This window comes from Streptosporangium sp. H13245 (assembly GCF_055690525.1).
Genome location: NZ_JBSZKT010000023.1, coordinates 61,021 through 76,173 on the forward strand (window position 1 = coordinate 61,021; position 15,153 = coordinate 76,173).

The 15,153-nt window shown below is 72.7% G+C and carries 14 protein-coding genes; 10 read left to right on the forward strand and 4 right to left on the reverse strand.

Annotation, left to right across the window (positions count from 1 at the left end):
- Positions 1-60: 60 nt before the first annotated feature.
- Both ACW9TB_RS26600 and ACW9TB_RS26605 read left to right on the forward strand, forming a co-directional pair.
- A complete protein-coding gene (locus ACW9TB_RS26600) occupies positions 61-468 on the forward strand; it encodes a hypothetical protein (protein WP_472750787.1) in 408 nt (135 codons plus the stop codon).
- A 69-nt stretch (positions 469-537) separates the two neighbouring features.
- Positions 538-1,026 (forward strand): hypothetical protein, encoded by a 489-nt coding sequence (locus ACW9TB_RS26605; protein WP_472750788.1) that lies wholly within the window; start codon positions 538-540, stop codon positions 1,024-1,026.
- Between the two features lie 56 nt (positions 1,027-1,082).
- Here ACW9TB_RS26605 and ACW9TB_RS26610 read toward each other — a convergent pair whose 3' ends face one another.
- The 3 genes from ACW9TB_RS26610 to ACW9TB_RS26620 form a co-directional block, all read right to left on the reverse strand.
- Positions 1,083-1,631: a hypothetical protein gene (locus ACW9TB_RS26610; RefSeq protein ID WP_472750789.1), complete on the reverse strand. Its 549-nt coding sequence runs from the start codon at positions 1,629-1,631 to the stop codon at positions 1,083-1,085.
- A 182-nt stretch (positions 1,632-1,813) separates the two neighbouring features.
- Positions 1,814-2,779, reverse strand: coding sequence for an ankyrin repeat domain-containing protein (locus tag ACW9TB_RS26615; RefSeq protein WP_472750790.1), 966 nt, complete (start codon positions 2,777-2,779; stop codon positions 1,814-1,816).
- 2 nt (positions 2,780-2,781) lie between these two features.
- Positions 2,782-3,474: an endonuclease V gene (locus ACW9TB_RS26620; RefSeq protein ID WP_472750791.1), complete on the reverse strand. Its 693-nt coding sequence runs from the start codon at positions 3,472-3,474 to the stop codon at positions 2,782-2,784.
- Positions 3,475-3,530: 56 nt separating this feature from the next.
- Between ACW9TB_RS26620 and ACW9TB_RS26625 the strand changes: the two genes are divergently transcribed.
- The 5 genes from ACW9TB_RS26625 (at position 3,531) to ACW9TB_RS26645 (ending at position 7,817) form a co-directional block, all read left to right on the forward strand.
- On the forward strand, positions 3,531-4,274 hold the full coding sequence (locus ACW9TB_RS26625; protein WP_472750792.1) for an MOSC domain-containing protein: 744 nt from the start codon (positions 3,531-3,533) through the stop codon (positions 4,272-4,274).
- Positions 4,275-4,527: 253 nt separating this feature from the next.
- The gene (locus ACW9TB_RS26630; RefSeq protein WP_472750793.1) at positions 4,528-4,830 is read left to right on the forward strand and encodes a thiamine-binding protein; all 303 of its coding nucleotides are present in this window, start codon (positions 4,528-4,530) and stop codon (positions 4,828-4,830) included.
- Positions 4,831-5,143: 313 nt separating this feature from the next.
- On the forward strand, positions 5,144-6,337 hold the full coding sequence (locus ACW9TB_RS26635; RefSeq protein ID WP_472750794.1) for an MBL fold metallo-hydrolase: 1,194 nt from the start codon (positions 5,144-5,146) through the stop codon (positions 6,335-6,337).
- A gap of 260 nt (positions 6,338-6,597) precedes the next feature.
- A complete protein-coding gene (locus ACW9TB_RS26640; protein WP_472750795.1) occupies positions 6,598-6,951 on the forward strand; it encodes a gamma-glutamylcyclotransferase family protein in 354 nt (117 codons plus the stop codon).
- A gap of 101 nt (positions 6,952-7,052) precedes the next feature.
- Positions 7,053-7,817: a class I SAM-dependent methyltransferase gene (locus ACW9TB_RS26645; protein ID WP_472750796.1), complete on the forward strand. Its 765-nt coding sequence runs from the start codon at positions 7,053-7,055 to the stop codon at positions 7,815-7,817.
- A gap of 165 nt (positions 7,818-7,982) precedes the next feature.
- Here the strand turns inward: ACW9TB_RS26645 and ACW9TB_RS26650 are convergent, their stop codons facing one another.
- Positions 7,983-8,894 carry a hypothetical protein gene (locus ACW9TB_RS26650; protein ID WP_472750797.1) on the reverse strand — a complete coding sequence of 304 codons (912 nt, stop codon included), beginning with the start codon at positions 8,892-8,894 and terminating at the stop codon, positions 7,983-7,985.
- A gap of 383 nt (positions 8,895-9,277) precedes the next feature.
- Between ACW9TB_RS26650 and ACW9TB_RS26655 the strand changes: the two genes are divergently transcribed.
- The 3 genes from ACW9TB_RS26655 (at position 9,278) to ACW9TB_RS26665 (ending at position 15,152) form a co-directional block, all read left to right on the forward strand.
- Positions 9,278-9,514, forward strand: coding sequence for a hypothetical protein (locus ACW9TB_RS26655; RefSeq protein ID WP_472750798.1), 237 nt, complete (start codon positions 9,278-9,280; stop codon positions 9,512-9,514).
- A 283-nt stretch (positions 9,515-9,797) separates the two neighbouring features.
- Positions 9,798-10,679, forward strand: coding sequence for an FG-GAP-like repeat-containing protein (locus ACW9TB_RS26660; protein WP_472750799.1), 882 nt, complete (start codon positions 9,798-9,800; stop codon positions 10,677-10,679).
- Between the two features lie 48 nt (positions 10,680-10,727).
- Positions 10,728-15,152 (forward strand): polymorphic toxin type 27 domain-containing protein, encoded by a 4,425-nt coding sequence (locus ACW9TB_RS26665; RefSeq protein WP_472750800.1) that lies wholly within the window; start codon positions 10,728-10,730, stop codon positions 15,150-15,152.
- Position 15,153: the final 1 nt, after the last annotated feature.

Sequence of the window (15,153 nt, forward strand, 5' to 3'; positions counted from 1 at the left end):
TTCCGGACCCGCGTGACCGCCCTCCTTGGCACGTGACCGGTACGGCGACACAGTTGGGCCATGACACAGACAGCACCGACCGCCCGCCGCCGGTGGGGCCGCTTCGCCCGGCACTACGTCGAGATGGTCGTCGCGATGTTCGCCGGGATGATCGTTCTCGGGATGCTCCTGTCGGCCGCCGGGCTCGGTTTCTCCCACGACCGGCAGCCCGAGCTCGCCTACCTGCTCATGGCGTTCGACATGTCCGTCGGCATGGCCGCCTGGATGCGGTACCGGGGCCACGGCTGGGCTCCCACCCTGGAGATGTGCGCCGCCATGTTCGTCCCCGTCGTGCCGCTCTTCCCGCTGCTCTGGCTGGGCCTCATCGACGCCGGGGCGCTCATGACGATCGCCCACGTGGCGATGTTCCCGCTGATGCTGGCCGCGATGCTCCGGCGCTTCGACGAGTACGCGGGCCACGCGGCCTGAGGCCACGCGGGAGGGGCAGGGCGAGGGTTCCGCGGCAGGGCGGCGCGAAAAGCTCGCATACTGGCAGTCATGGAGACACAGATCACCGACGCGGCCGTGGGAGAGCTGACGCTCACGCTGGATCGGGACGGCGGCAGCGTGAGGGTCGAGGGTGACGCGATTCCCACGGTCGTCGTGCGCCGATCGGCCGAGGCCGCCGCGCAGCGGCACATTCCCATCGGCACCCGGGGCCCCGAACACCTGACCATGACCCTCGACGGCACCGAGGTCCCGCTGCGCCCGGGGCCGGGGCGCGTCACGCGCCACTCCTACCGGGCCGAGGTGGACCACGAGGGGATCGTCTACACCCTGATACCCACCTCCGAGGAGTCCAGCTCCCTCTTCCGTGGCGAGCACCACCTCGGAAACCTCACCACCATCGCCGACGGCGAGGTCAGGGCCGAGTGGGTCGCCCCGCCGAGCCCGGAGGAGGCCGCCGTCGGCTACGCGCTCGCCGCGTGCTTCGGCAGCGGGGCGGAACACCCCCTGCTGGCGTGCCTGAGCATCGTCGGCTTCTGAACAGTGCCGCCGGGGCCGTGACGGGCCGACCGGTGAACGACTCCTCCCGGCCGGGTTCAGCCGGTGGCGTGTTCCCAGTAGGGGTCGCGGTAGAGCATGACGGAGGTGCCGCGGAGTAGTTCGTCGGGGGCGGAGATCAGCACGAGCTCGCCCTTCGCCTCCAGGCCGCGCAGGATGTCGCGGACGCGTGGGCCGACCGGCAGGCGGCCCACCGGGAGATGGAGGGTCTCGCGGACCAGGTCGGCCACCTGGGAGAGCCGGAACGGCCCGGTGAGACCGGCGATCAGGCCGCGGACGATCTCAATGGTGATCACGGACTCGGCCTCGAGCTGGGCGAGCTGCCAGGTCAGCTGAGCCCTGCGTCGGCCGGTCCCGGCGCAGGCGGTGCACTGCTGGGAGAAGCCGGGCACGATGTCCTCGACGGAGGTGCCCAAGCAGGTGGTGCACTGGTCGGTCTCCGACGCGTGCGACTCCGCCGCCGCCCGGTCGGCCAGCTGCCTGCCGCACACGCACAGATAGACCCGGAACCCACCGCGCACCAGGACGAGGTCGTCGGCGTCGTCGGGGACCTCTTCCCACAGGGCGGTGATCGTGTGCTTTCTCATCGTCGTGCGACTCTACCCACTCCGGACCAACAGCGGACCTACAACGGGGGCCCCGCGGAGTCACCACGGACCCGTTGCGGAGCCAGTGTGGACCCACGGCGGAATCACCACAGATCCGTCGTGGAGTCAGTGCGGACCACAGCGGACCCGTCGCGAACCTCCCGTGGACCCGCCCGGTCCTGTCACCGCAGCATGACCGGGACCAGCCTCATCGGAGCGCTCCACAGCCACTCCTCGGTGATGTAGGTGGAAGTCAGCAGGGTCATCAGGCCCAGGGCGCGTTCGGTGGCGGTGGAGGGGTGGGCGCCGCAGTCGCCGAAACGGCACATCCACAGCTCGACCATGCTGTCGTCGGAGAGCTGCTCGTGGACCGAGGGCCGTCCCGCGGGGAGCCCGTCCCGCCAGATGTCGACCGACGGGCTGGTGGACGGGAACGCCCCGGCCAGCACCCCGCCGCCCGAGGTGACCGCCCGGCCGACCCCGTCGCGCACCGGCAGGATGCCGCCGGACTGGAAGAGCGCCACCCCGCCCCCCGGCGGGCTGGCCACGCGCAGGACCTCCACGGCGGAGGACTGCTCCGCGTCCCGCAGCTCACCGGTCCCCATCGGCGGGCACGACTCCGGCGCGGCGCCCAGACGCCGGATGACCTCGTCCTCCGGCACCTCGCCGACGAAGGCCACGCACAGCTCCTCGTTGTAGTCCTCGTACGAGAACATCATCGCGTCGACGGTCTCCTGGAGCTCGCGGAACCTGGGGCTGACGCTGGGAGCCCCCGGCAGGTGGTCGAACAGTCCGGCCATCTCGGTGAAAAGGGCCTGGCCGCCGGGGGAGCGGCCCGCGATGCACGGCCGCCAGGGGTCGGCGCCCGCGGCGAGCAGGACGCGTACGGCGTCGTCCCAGCCGTGGCGGACGGCCTCCCACAGCGGAGTGGCGCCGTCGGCGTCGACGGGATCGACCTCCACGCCCGACGCCAGCAGCAGCTCGATCACCTGGGTGGCGCCCTCCTGGGCGGCCTGGTGCAGGGGGGTCGTGCGCAGCCACGGCAGCCGCCGTCCGGGGTCGAACCCGTTCGCCAGCCGCTGGCGAATCTGCGCCAGGTTGGTGTCGCGCCACGCGTCGGCGTCCTCGGCCCACTCGTCTTCGCCCACTTTTATCCCATCTTGTCGTGCTGAGCGGATCCAACCAGGTCCGTACGACAGTTCTCGGCCAGGGCTCGTCGTGAGAGACGGTCGGCGGCGCGGGTGGTCTCGGGGAGGCGGTAGCGGGGCGTCAGGTTCAGCACGTTGTGGCAGGCGGTGTCGAGGTCGACGCGGTGACCGGTGGAGACGAAGACGGGTTTGACCCCGTCCCGGGTGCGCAGCACGCGGCCGACGACGTCGCCGTCCAGCGTCAGGTCGGTCCAGGAGCCCCGTTCGGGCGCGGGTTCGGGGTAGGTGCCGACGAAGGCGGTCTTGCCGACCCCGATCGTGGGCAGTCCCGTGAGCACGCCGAGGTGGCAGGCCAGGCCGAAGCGGCGCGGGTGCGCCAGGCCGTACCCGTCGCAGACGACCAGGTCGGGGGCCGTGGACAGCCGTCCAAGGGCGTCCAGCAGCGCGGGGACCTCGCGGAAGGCGAGCAGTCCGGGGACGTACTCGAAGGTCACCCTCCCGGCCACGGTGACCTCTTCGACCGTCTCCAGCGTCGTCCCGTCCAGGACGGTCACCGCCGCCGCCAGCCGGTCCCTGTCGTAGGCGACGTCCACTCCCGCGATCCTGGCGGGCCGGAGGGGTCCGGGACCGGTCAGGTCGAGCAGGGCCCTCAGCTCGTCCTGGACGGCCTCGGCCTCCGTGACAGTGCGCGGCATTTGTACCTTCATGACTCCATGATCGCTACTTTTATAGTATGACGTCATATTTCGGTATGGTTCATCGGATCCTCCGGTGGCCGGTGAAGTCGCTGCGGGGCGAGGAACTCCGTGAGGCGCGCTTCGACGATCGCGGACTGGCCGGAGACCGGGCCTACTCGCTCGTCGACGAGCGGGCGAACCACGAGGGCCGGGTGCTGACCGTACGACGACGGGCGGAGATGCTGCACTGGCACGCCGCCTACCGCCCCCCGGAGAGCGGTTCCTCCGGGGGCGGCTCCGGGAGGGACGGCGACGCGCCGACGCTGACCGGACCGGACGGCGTCATGTGGGACTGGGACACCCCCGGTCTGGTGGACGCGCTGGCGGAGTCGCTGGGCCAGCCGCTGAGCCTGCGCGCCGCCGACGGGCAGCAGGACCGGGGCCCGACCGTGCTGGTCACCTTCGAGGCGTCCCTGGCGGCCCTGGGCGACGAGCTCGGCAGGCCGGTGGACCTGCTCAGGTTCCGGCCCAACCTGCATCTCGCGACCGACATGCCCGCGTTCGACGAGGAGGGCTGGGCGCCCGGCACCACGGTCACCGCGGGCGAGGCCGAACTCACCGTCACCGGCGACTACGCGGGACCCTGCATCAGGTGCGTCGTGCCCAGCTGGGACCCCGAGGGGCGCGAGCGCTGGCCTGACCTGCAGAGATGGCTGATCGGCGAGCACGAGAACAAGTTCGGCGTGATCATGCGGGTCACCCGTCCCGGCACCGCCCGCCTCGGAGACCGCGCCACCGTCATCCCCGGCGACCTCTGACCTCCCACCGGCCTCCGCGTCTCCATGCCCCCGGCGACCTCCGGCCCTCACCGTCGCTCCGCCCGCCTCCACGCCCGTTCCGGAGACCGCGCCCCCGGCGACGTCCCATCGGTTCTCGCGCCACCGCCGCTCTGCCCACCTCACCCCGTCCGGTACGGCGTCACAGGTCCCCGTACGGCCGGATTGCCCGCCGGTCCGGCCGGAAACTAGGGTGCGTGGGGAGAGACGCGGGGATTCGGGGAAAGGGTGATACATGTCGGTGCTCGTGGCGTTCAGCGTGACCCCCATCGGAGCGGGGGAGGATGTCGGCGAGCTCGTCTCCGAGGCGGTGCGCGTCGTCCGCGCCTCCGGCCTGCCCAACAGGACCGACGCCATGTTCACCACGGTCGAGGGCGAGACCTGGGACGAGGTCATGACCGTCGTCAAGGACGCCGTCGCGGCGGTCGAGGCCCGCGCCGGGCGGGTCAGCCTCGTCCTCAAGGCGGACATCCGCGAGGGGCCGGGTGGCCGCCTGGAGACCAAGGTCGCCACCGTCGAGCGGCATCTCGCCCCGTGAGGCCCTCCGCTTCCGGTAACGCGTGACGCGTGATCGTGTTAGACGTGTGACCGCGTTATCCGCCGGTGCCCGCTCCCCGGCGCCCCGCGACGCTCTTCGCGGCCGGGAGACGCGCACGCGACGCCCTTCACGGTTCGTGTCACGCGACGCGGGTGGCGGCACGGTTTCAGGCGGTGTTTCGCTCCGTGAAGGGGGCTTCCGTACCCGTGTGTCCTCGTGGTCCGGATGACCGCTCTCGCCCAGAGCGTAACGGGAACACCGGCGGAGCCGAGATCGTTCTGCAGGCACGGGCGACTTCAGGAGCGTGAACCGCATGGCGGGCAGCAGATCGATCGGGCGTCTCCTCGCGGGTGGGCTGGCGCTGGCCGCCGCCGGGTGGGTGCTGAAGGACATCCCCGCGGAGCTCGGGGGCAAGGCGGAGGGGGAGCGGCTGGAGCGGATGCGCCGCTCGCCGCAGTTCCACGACGGCGTCTTCCGCAACTCCATGCCCGGCGGCTTCGTCCCCTCCCCGCAGAGCGCGCGGGAGATCGCCTGGAACATGTTCCGTAACCGCGAGGAGCGCCGCCCGGCCGTGCCTATCCCGGTGGTGACCTCCCCGGCCGGAGGGCCGTCCCCGGCGGGGCTGAGCGTCATCTGGTACGGCCACGCGACCGCGCTGCTGGAGATCGAGGGCCGCCGCGTGCTCGTCGATCCGGTGTGGAGCAGGCGCGCCTCGCCCTCCCAGCTGGTCGGCCCGCGGCGCCTGCACCCGGTGCCGGGGCCGCTGGCGGGCCTTCCGCCGCTCGACGCGATCGTCATCTCGCACGACCACTACGACCACCTCGACCGCGCGACGGTCCGCGGGCTCACCGCGCTGCAGGCCGCCCCGTTCCTGGTGCCGCTGGGCATCGGCGCCCACCTGGAGCGGTGGGGCGTGCCCGCCGCGCGGATCATCGAGCTCGACTGGGAGGAGGAGGCGATCGTCGCGGGACTGCGGTTCGTCGCCACCGCCGCCCGCCACTTCTCCGGCCGCACCTTCAACCGGAACGACACCCTGTGGGGCTCCTGGGTGATCGCGGCCGGAGAGAAGAGGGTCTTCTACGCGGGCGACTCCGGATACTTCGACGGCTACGCGAGGATCGGCGCCGCGCACGGCCCGTTCGACCTCACGCTCATGCCGATCGGCGCCTACAACGCGGCCTGGCCCGACATCCACATGGATCCCGAGGAGGCGGTCAACGCCCACCTCGACCTGGGCGGCGGGTTGCTCCTCCCGGTCCACTGGGCGACCTTCGCCCTCGCCACGCACCCGTGGGCCGAGCCGGTCGACCGCCTGTGGCGCGAGGCGAAGGCCCGCGGCGTCCGCATCGCCGTTCCCCGGCCGGGCGAGCGCCTCGACACCGTCGACGTGCCCATGCTGGAGAGCTGGTGGGAGATGCCGTACGGCGGCGAGACGTCCAGCCCGCCCCGGCAGGTGCCGACGCCGGTCCCGATCTCCCCGCCCCGGGGCTCCGACCCCAGGCTCTGATTCCCGGGCCGTGTTCCGGCGGAGCGCCTCGCGCGAGATACGGCGGGCCGCCGGGGAGCGGGGCGAGGTCGGCCTCCGGCTCCCCGGTGCGCATCGGGTGGAGGCCGGTCCGTCCGCGGGCGGCTTCGTGGAGGAACGCGGAGGGGGCCGGTCCGGCCGCCGGGTGGTGATCGGCCGCGTTCTAGACTTCGGCGGGCGGGGGCTCACCCCGGCACGGAAAAAGGGGTTCATCCCAGCACGGGAAAAAAAGGGGGCGTCCGTTGTCAGAAAGCGCACAGGGTCGCACGTACCTGTTCTCCTACGGGACGCTGCGCCAGCGCGAGGTGCAGCTGTCCACCTTCGGCCGCGAGCTGGACGGCAGCCCGGACCTGTTGCCCGGCTACACGCTGACGACGGTGGAGATCACCGACCCCGGCGTCGTCGCGGTCAGCGGCGCCGCCCGTCACCCGATCGTGCGCGCGACGGGCGACCCCTCCGACGCCGTCGAGGGAACGGTGTTCGCGATCACCGACGCCGAACTGGCCGCCGCCGACGACTACGAGGTGGCCGACTACCGCCGGGTGCCGGTGAGGCTGGCCTCGGGCGTGCACGCCTGGGTCTACATCGGTTCCTGAGCTCCGGACTCCGGACGGGCTCCAGAAGAGCACGCGTGATCGGCCGAGCGCGCCGGACCCGAACGCGTGCCCGGCACGAGAACACCGAAGGGACGACCTCGATGACCACCGCTCCCGCCGGAGACTTCGACTACGACACCCACGGCCACGGATACGCCGTCCAGCGCCGTACCGACCCGCGCATCGCCGCCCTCGTCCACGCCGCGCTGGGCGACGCCCGTAGCGTCGTCAACGTCGGCGCCGGGGCGGGCTCCTACGAACCCGACGACCGCTACGTGGTGGCCGTCGAGCCCTCGGCCGCCATGCGGGCGCAACGTCCCGCGACCGCGGTCCCGGCGCTCGACGCGGTCGCCGAACGGCTGCCGTTCGACGACGACTCCTTCGACGCCGCGATGGCCACCGTCACCGTCCACCAGTGGTCGGACACCGTACGAGGACTGGGCGAGCTGCGGCGGGTGGCCAGGGGCCCGGTGGTGGTGCTGACCTTCGACGGCGACGCCCTGGACCTGCTGTGGCTGGCCGAGTACGTCCCCGAGCTCATCGCCGCCGAACGGCGCAGATACCCGCCGGTCGAGACCGTCCGCTCCCTGATCGGCCGCGACGGCGAGGTCCTCGCGGTGCCGATCCCGATCGACTGCGTCGACGGCTTCACCGAGGCCTACTACGCCCGCCCGGAACGCTTCCTGGACCCGAGGGTCCGAGCCTCGCAGTCGGCGTGGGGCTTCGTCGACGCCGACGCCGAGGCCCGCGGCATCCAGCGCCTCGGGGACGACCTCGCCTCCGGCGCCTGGGACGCCAGGTACGGCGCGCTACGCGACCAGCCGGAGTTCGTCGGCTCGCTGCGCCTCATCGTCGGCCACCCCTGAGGGAAAGCGCCGCCCGCCCCGGCCCGCCGTTCGCCGTGATGTCCGGCACCGCGCCGCCCGCCGAGTACCGAACCGGCGTACCCGAGGGCCTGGCCGACGTCGTCGCCCAGGCCCTCGGGTACGCCCTGGGCGAGGTCGTCGTCGAACCGAACGCCGTACCGGCGGCTATCGCTCCGTCCGGCTCAGCAGCGTGGCCACGGTGCCGGCCAGGTGCCAGGCCAGCAGCATCCGGTCGGCCTCGGACACCTTGGTGAGCTCGCGCAGCGGGTCCGCGTCACCGGCCCGCAGGGCGGCGATCGCCCGCGCCGCGATCGCCATCAGGGCCGCGCCGCGGCTGACCTCGTCGGTCTCGGCACTGAGCTCGTCCCCGGTGAGCGTCCGGGTGTCGAGCATGGCCTGGGGCACGCCGTCATCCAGCAGCATCAGGGTGGAGCCGGGGGAGATCATCGTCTCGGCGGCCAGCGCCACCCAGGCGTCGACCGCCTCGGACGCGACGCGCGGGCCGTCGACCGGATCCTCCAGCACCCCGGTCAGCGTGTGGTGGGCGGCGGTGGTCTGTCCGCTCATCAGCGCGGCGACGATCACGGCCAGCACCGCGCCCTGGGCCCCGGACGCGAACGGCTGATGGGCGTGGGCCACCGCGCGCAGCCTGCGCAGCCCGGTCGCGCCGCCGCCGACGTGCTGCAGCATGGCGTAGACCTCGATCAGGGAGTGCCAGGCCAGATCCCAGATCTGGTCGTCGTCCAGCTCGGTCATCACGCTCTGGAGCGAGGCGGCGAGGGGGCGCAGCCGCTCTTCCCCGTCACCGTCGGCGTCGCGGGCGGCGGCCACCATGGCGCGGGCGTGCGCCACCCACGGGGCGGCGGCGACGTCGGCGAAGGGCTCGGCTCCGGTACGGCCGCACAGGGCCAGCAGCTGCGCCCACGTCACCAGCATGACGCTGATCTCCCCGCGCCGACCCAGGTAGGTGAGCATGGCGCGCACCCCGACGGGTCCGTCGATGTCGCCGCGATCCAGGGCGGCCAGCAGGTCTTCCGTGCGCTCACGTGCCGGGCCCAGCCCATCGTCATCGGTCATCGGTGATGCTCCTTGGGTTCGAGGTCAGTCCCATCCGGTTCGGGCGCGGCCGCGGATGGTCATGAAACTTAGAGTGGTGCGACGCCCACCGGGCGTGACCTGATTGTCCTGGCTCACGAGGCCTCATGTGTGTCTTATCCAGTAAGGACCTGCCGCGGGTGGCCGGGGCGGGCCACCGGTTCCGGCACCTCGGCCGCGGGACCGGCCGGTCCGCGCGTCATCGGCGGACGGCGGTCGACACCGAAGCCCTGTCCGGTCGGCCGGTGCTCCGGACGGCTTCTTCGCGGTCGATCCGGCCGGGCGACCGGCCCGCACCCCGCCCTCGCGATCGGCCCTCGGCGTCGTTGGGATACGACTGCGTCCATTCAGGAGACGGGGTCATCGTGCGCATACCTGACCGGCCGTCGGCTTTCACCGGCGACTCCGCCCGCGACAGGTACTACGCCGTCTACGACCGGGTGCTCGGCGAGCTGCGGCCGGTGCCGGTGGACGCCATCGACGTCGAGACCCGCGCTGGCAGCGTGCGGGTCCACCGGGCCGGGCCCGCCCAGGGGGATCCCGTGGTCCTCCTGGCCGGTGCGGGCGGGAACGCGCTGGCTCCATCGGCGAACGCTCGGTGACGCTGGAACCGGATGCGACACACCCGCTGCTTCTGAGGGGATTGTCACCTTCACACCCCCTGTGAGAAGTGTCGACGGGGTGCCCTAAAGTTGATCTTCCGTCGAGCGCGACCTCACCCGGTCGCGCGACCTCATGTCGGGTGCGACCCCAGGTGAGGGCCGCGCCGACCTGGAGAGTGTCGAGCTCGCGGGATGGCCTACCGGCCACGGGGTGTCACATTTCCCATCATCGTTCGCGTCTTTCTGCCGAAGAAAGACCCGGCTCCTGTGAGGTCTACGTCGAATGACGAGTGCGTTCATCACCTCCATCCATCGAGTCCTGCTGGCGGCGGCCCTGTTAGGGGTCTCGTCGGTGGCCGGCCCGGTCCTCGCGCCCGCGCCCGCGGCGGCCACCTCAGGGCAGGCCGTCCAGGCGGCCGCCGCGCCGATGTTGCCCCTGTTCGTACGCAGGAGCAGTGACGGCCACCTACTGTCGTACGAGCCCAAGGGAACCAGCGGCGGACTGCAGCCCGCCGTAGACCTGGGCGGCGGCTTCTCCACGGCGACCGCGATCCTGCGCGCCACCACCTCCGAGAGCGGTACCCGCAACGACCTGTTCTTCCGGATGGGCGGCTGGCTCTACTACACCGCCGAGCGCGGCGCCTCGACCATGCCCGTCGCCTCGAACATGGACATCTACAACCTGATCATGACCCCGGGCAACATGGGCAGCAGTGCCGCACCCGAGATCATCACGCGGGATGCGGCCGGTGTCCTCTGGCTCATCCCTGGACGCTCCGACGGGGGCCTGTCGACCCGCGCCCAGGTTGGCACGGGCTGGAACAGCATGAACGCCCTGGCCGGGTACGGGGACTACACCGGCGACGGCAAGAACGACCTGCTGGCCAGGACCACCACTGGCACCCTCTACCTCTATCCGGGGACGGGCAGCATCGTCGCCAACCAGATCCTGGGCACCCGCGTCAGCGTGAGCGCGGGCTGGGAGGCCTACACCGCGCTCGTCTCCACCGGGGACAACAACGGGGACGGCAAGGCCGACCTGATCGCCCGCGACTCCGCCGGCGCGCTGTGGCTCTTCAAGGGCACCGGCGTCTCCTCCGCCCCGTTCGCCGCCCGGGTCCAGATCGGCACCTCCGGCTGGAACGCCTTCAATGCCTTCTTCTGACCCCCTCGCGACCCCCGCCGCAGAGAAATGGCTGACATGCCTTCCCATATGACCCTTCCAGGGCGGCTTCGGGCAACCGTCGCGGCCCTAACCTCCGCCGCCGTCGTCGTCTCCGGCGCGCAGTTCGCACCCCTGCCGGGAATCAGCCCGGCCGCCGCCTTCGCCGATGCCGGAGCAGGCACCGCCGAGTACGACCTCGCCCACGCCGTCAAGGTGCGCGAAGCCCTGTGCCTGCTCACCGTCGTACAGCGCAAGGGCGGCCAGGACCTGAAGGCCGTCGCCCGCAGCGGGCTCGGCGGCACCGACGCCGACCTGCTGCGGGCCGCCGCTCCCGATTACTGGGAGGGGACGCCGCTGAGCGCCGCCTACGAGACGGACCGCGACCGGGCCTCGGTCAAGATGGACGAGCTGGACGGCCGCCGCAACGTGTGGCAGGAGTCCCTCGACGTCACGCCCCCGAGCGGCTACACCTACACCGGGTTCCAGTGGGTCGATCGGGAGGACAGCCCGTTCAGAAAGGTGGGCCTGTCCGGCTGGATCGCCAACCAGTTCTGGCAGAGCGAAAGCGACTTCTACCAGGACCAGACCCCGCTGGCCAGCAAGGAGTCCGCGGACGCGGTCAACGCGATCGCCTCGGTCCGCTACCCCGACACCTTCCCGTACCCCGACTACGAAGGGAGGAACGCCTGGCTGGACATGACCTTCATGCACCCCATGTACGCCGACGACGCGCGGGCCTTCCTGTCCGCCGGGGGGTTCCCGGCCAGCGCGCCCGACCCGGACAGCATGGAGTTCCGGATCGACGTCGAGAACCTGAAGGCGCGCTACGCCTCCTGCAGCACCGACAACCCGCAGGACCCGCGCAACGTTCTCACGGCCGAGTTCGCCACGGCCTCGGCGGAGTGGCAGCAGGAGGTCGACGGCCAGCGCGCCCAGCGTGACACCATCCTGAGGGAGGAGGCACTGGCCAACACCGACCTCCAGGTGGCCACCCAGGCCCTGGGCGAGGCGCTCGGCCAGTCGATCGTCGCGGTCCGGCTCGCCGACTGGCAGGCGTACTGGCTGAAGCAGACGACGGACCTCCCGGACGCGGCGGAGTTCACCAAGGTCAAGAACGACATCGTCAAGGCGCAGGCGATGGCGCTCGGCCGGGTGTTCGTCGCCTCCAGGGCCGCCCAGTCCGCGAAGGCGCACGCCGCCACGGCCGTGGCGGCCCAGCAGGCCGCGTACGCCATCGCCGACGGCGCCGGGCTGCCCCGGGGCCGTGGCCTGCTCTACGGCCAGCAGGCCGTCCAGATCACCCGGGCCTCGGCCGCCGCCGCGCAGGCCGTGGCCAAGGCCACCGAGACCGCCTCCGACGCCACCCGCGCCTCGGCCGCCAACAGCAAGACGCTGATGGCGCTCGCCGAGACGCAGGCGCACGCCTCGCAGGCCGAGTTCCGGCGTATCGCCGCCGAGGAGGCCGCGGCGCAGGCCAAGGCCGCCGCCGACGGGGCCGCCGCGCAGGCCGCCCAGGCCGCGACCAACGCCACCAAGGCCAAGGAGGCCCAGGCCAGGGCGGAGGCCGCCGAGCTGACGGCGAAGAACGCCGCCGCCGACGCCAGGGCCAAGCGGGCGACCGCGGAGGCCGAGCGCGACAACGCCAAGACGCAGAAGGACGTCGCCGCCAGGGAGCGGGCCAACGCCGCGGCCGCGGAGACCAGGGCCCAGGACCAGCGAAGGGCCGCGGCCGCCGCGCTCGGCGACGCCGAGACGGCGGGCGGTACGGCGGCGCAGAGGAAAAACGAGGCGCTGGAGGCCGAGAGCAAGGCGAAGAACGCGCGCGACAGGGCCGTGCAGGCCGAGAGCGAGCGGGACGCCCTGACGGCCAAGGCAGCCGCTCGCGAGGCGCACGCCGCCGCCGTCGAGGGCACCGACGCCGCGCAGGGCGCGCGGGCCGCCGCCACCCAGGCGCGGGCCGCGGCCGACCGGGCGACCGCCGCGGCCACCGAGGCCCGCGCCGCCGCCAACCAGGCCACCTCGGCCGCGACCGCCGCCCGCGAGGCGGCCACCCGCGCCGACGCCGCAGCCTCCCGATCCCGGGCCGCGTCCGACGCGGCCCAGCGTGACGTGGCGATCACCAACGCGGCCGTCAAGAAGGCCCACGCGGCGGCGGCCGACGCCATCGACGCCTCCGAGGCCGCGGCCGAGAACGTCCGCCTGGCCAAGATCTACGCCGACACCGCCAAGGCCAAGGCGGCCACGGCCAGGGCGGACGCCGTCGCCGCGCGAAAGGAGGCCGACGCGGCCCACGTCAGTGCCGTGCGCACCGCCGGGTTCGCCTACTCCACCGCCCAGGCGGCGGTCGCCGCCCGTGACTCCGCGGCCCAGGTGATCAAACCGGCCAACGACGCGATCGAGCTCGGCTCCCCGTACAAGGAGACCGACGCCTCGGCGGGCCTGGCGGTGCTGACCGGCCAGTCGTCCAAGACGCTCGCCGCCCAGCAGGCCGCCGTCGCCCAGGCCAAGGCGACACAGGCGGCCAAGGCCGCCGCCGAGGCCGCGGCGCTGGCCGCCCGAGCCTCCGCGGACGCCAAGGCCGCCGCCACCGCGGCGGCCCAGGCGGCCGACTCCGCGGCCAAGGCCGCGGCCTCGCTCGCCAGGGCCCAGACCTCGGCGGCCGAGGCGAAGACGGCGGCCAAGGCGGCGGTGCAGGCCGAGACCGACACCGTCGAGTACGACCGCCAGGCCACCGAGGACGCGGCTGCCGCGGCTTCGGCGGCCGACACCGCCGAGGGGCACGCCAGGGACGCCCACGACTCGGCCGACGCGGCCGAGCGGGACGCCGCCTCCGCCCGTGCCGCCGCCACCGCGGCCGAGAACGACGCCGCCACCGCACGCGACGTCGCCACCCGGGCCGAGGCGGACGCCAGTGCCGCCGAGGCCGCCGCGGCCCGCGCCCGCGAGCTCGCCGAGGAGGCCCGAGCGGCCGCCGAACGCGCCGAGGCGGCTGCGGAGCAGCAACGCGAGGCCGACCGGGCCTCGGGGGCGGGCCCGACCGGCATACCCAACCTGATCAGCCTGCCGAGCGACGACGCCCGGTACGACATCACCCCCCTGGAGGATCTCTGCACCGGTACGAACGGGTGCGACATCAACCTGGAGTACCACCTCTACGGGACGCAGGACTACTACCTGGAGACCTGCTCCCAGCCCGACAGGGACATCGCCGACTGCACCGGGCCGCTGGTGCTCGACTACCTCGGCAGCGGCCCGCTCGACGTCCGCTACACCAAGCGCACCCACTTCAACGGGAAGGACTTGGTCACCAACTTCCTGGCGGCGCTGGGCAGGGCGCTGGTGCACGACTACGTCAGCTGCTGGCGCAAGGTGTCGGGCCAGGACGGCGGATCGACCACCAGTTGCGCCTGGGCCATCGGCTCGATCGTCATCCCGCCGGTGATCAAGACCGGGTACACGTACGCGCTGTCCCTGCGTACCGCCATGCGCAGCGGGGTGGGCTTCAGCGGGGCGCTGTTCCGGCTGCGGTACTCGGCACTGCCGGCGGAGGTGATCTCCGGCCTGGAGCAGGCCGCGGGCAACGCGCTGGCGGCCGGACGCTGCTTCCCGGCCGGCACGCTCGTCGACACCGAGCACGGCCCGCGCAAGATCGAGGACATCCGGGTCGGCGACCGGGTCTGGTCCGCCGACCCCTCGACGGGCGGACGCACCCTGCGTAAGGTCGTCCAGCTCTTCCACCGGTCGGTGGACGCGCTGGTGCGGATCACCGCGGACAGCGGCACGTTGTCGGCCAGCCAGGGCCACCGGTTCTGGGTCCAGGGCAAGGGCTGGACGGAGTCGCAGGACCTCCGGCCCGGCGACGCGCTCCAGGATCCGTCCGGCCGGGCCAACCTCGTCCGGGCGGTGTCGGCCGACGACGGGCCGGTCGACGTGTACAACTTCGAGGTCGAGACCGACCACACGTACTACGTGTACGCGGGTTCGACCCCGATCCTGGTGCACAACGACTGCCTCACCGACATCGTCAAGGCCGGCGACCACGCCGTCCTGGGCATCAACCCCCACTCCGACAACCTGGCCAAGGGCCTGGCGGGCTCGTTCACCTTCAACAACCGGGCGCTCGGCGCGCCGTACCCGAACGGCGACGGACGGCCCATCTGGATGGTCGCCGTCACCGAGGCGGCGAGCAATTCCTCCATCCGGGTGAGCGTCAGCCTGGACGGGGTTCCCGGTGCCACGACCGCCGACGAGGCGCTGACGGCCCTGCTGGCGCACGGCGACACGGTGCCCCCGGGGAACTGGCAGATGGTGGCGACGCCGAACAGCGGCCTCGGGACCGCGTGGGAGATGACCGAGTTGCGCCGGGCGTACCGGCTGGAGAAGCGCACGTGGGATTCGATCGAGTTCTACATGACCCAGGGCGGGAAGGCTACGAGGGTGTCCCCGAAGCCGCCGCCGGCTCCGGGGTCGTGAG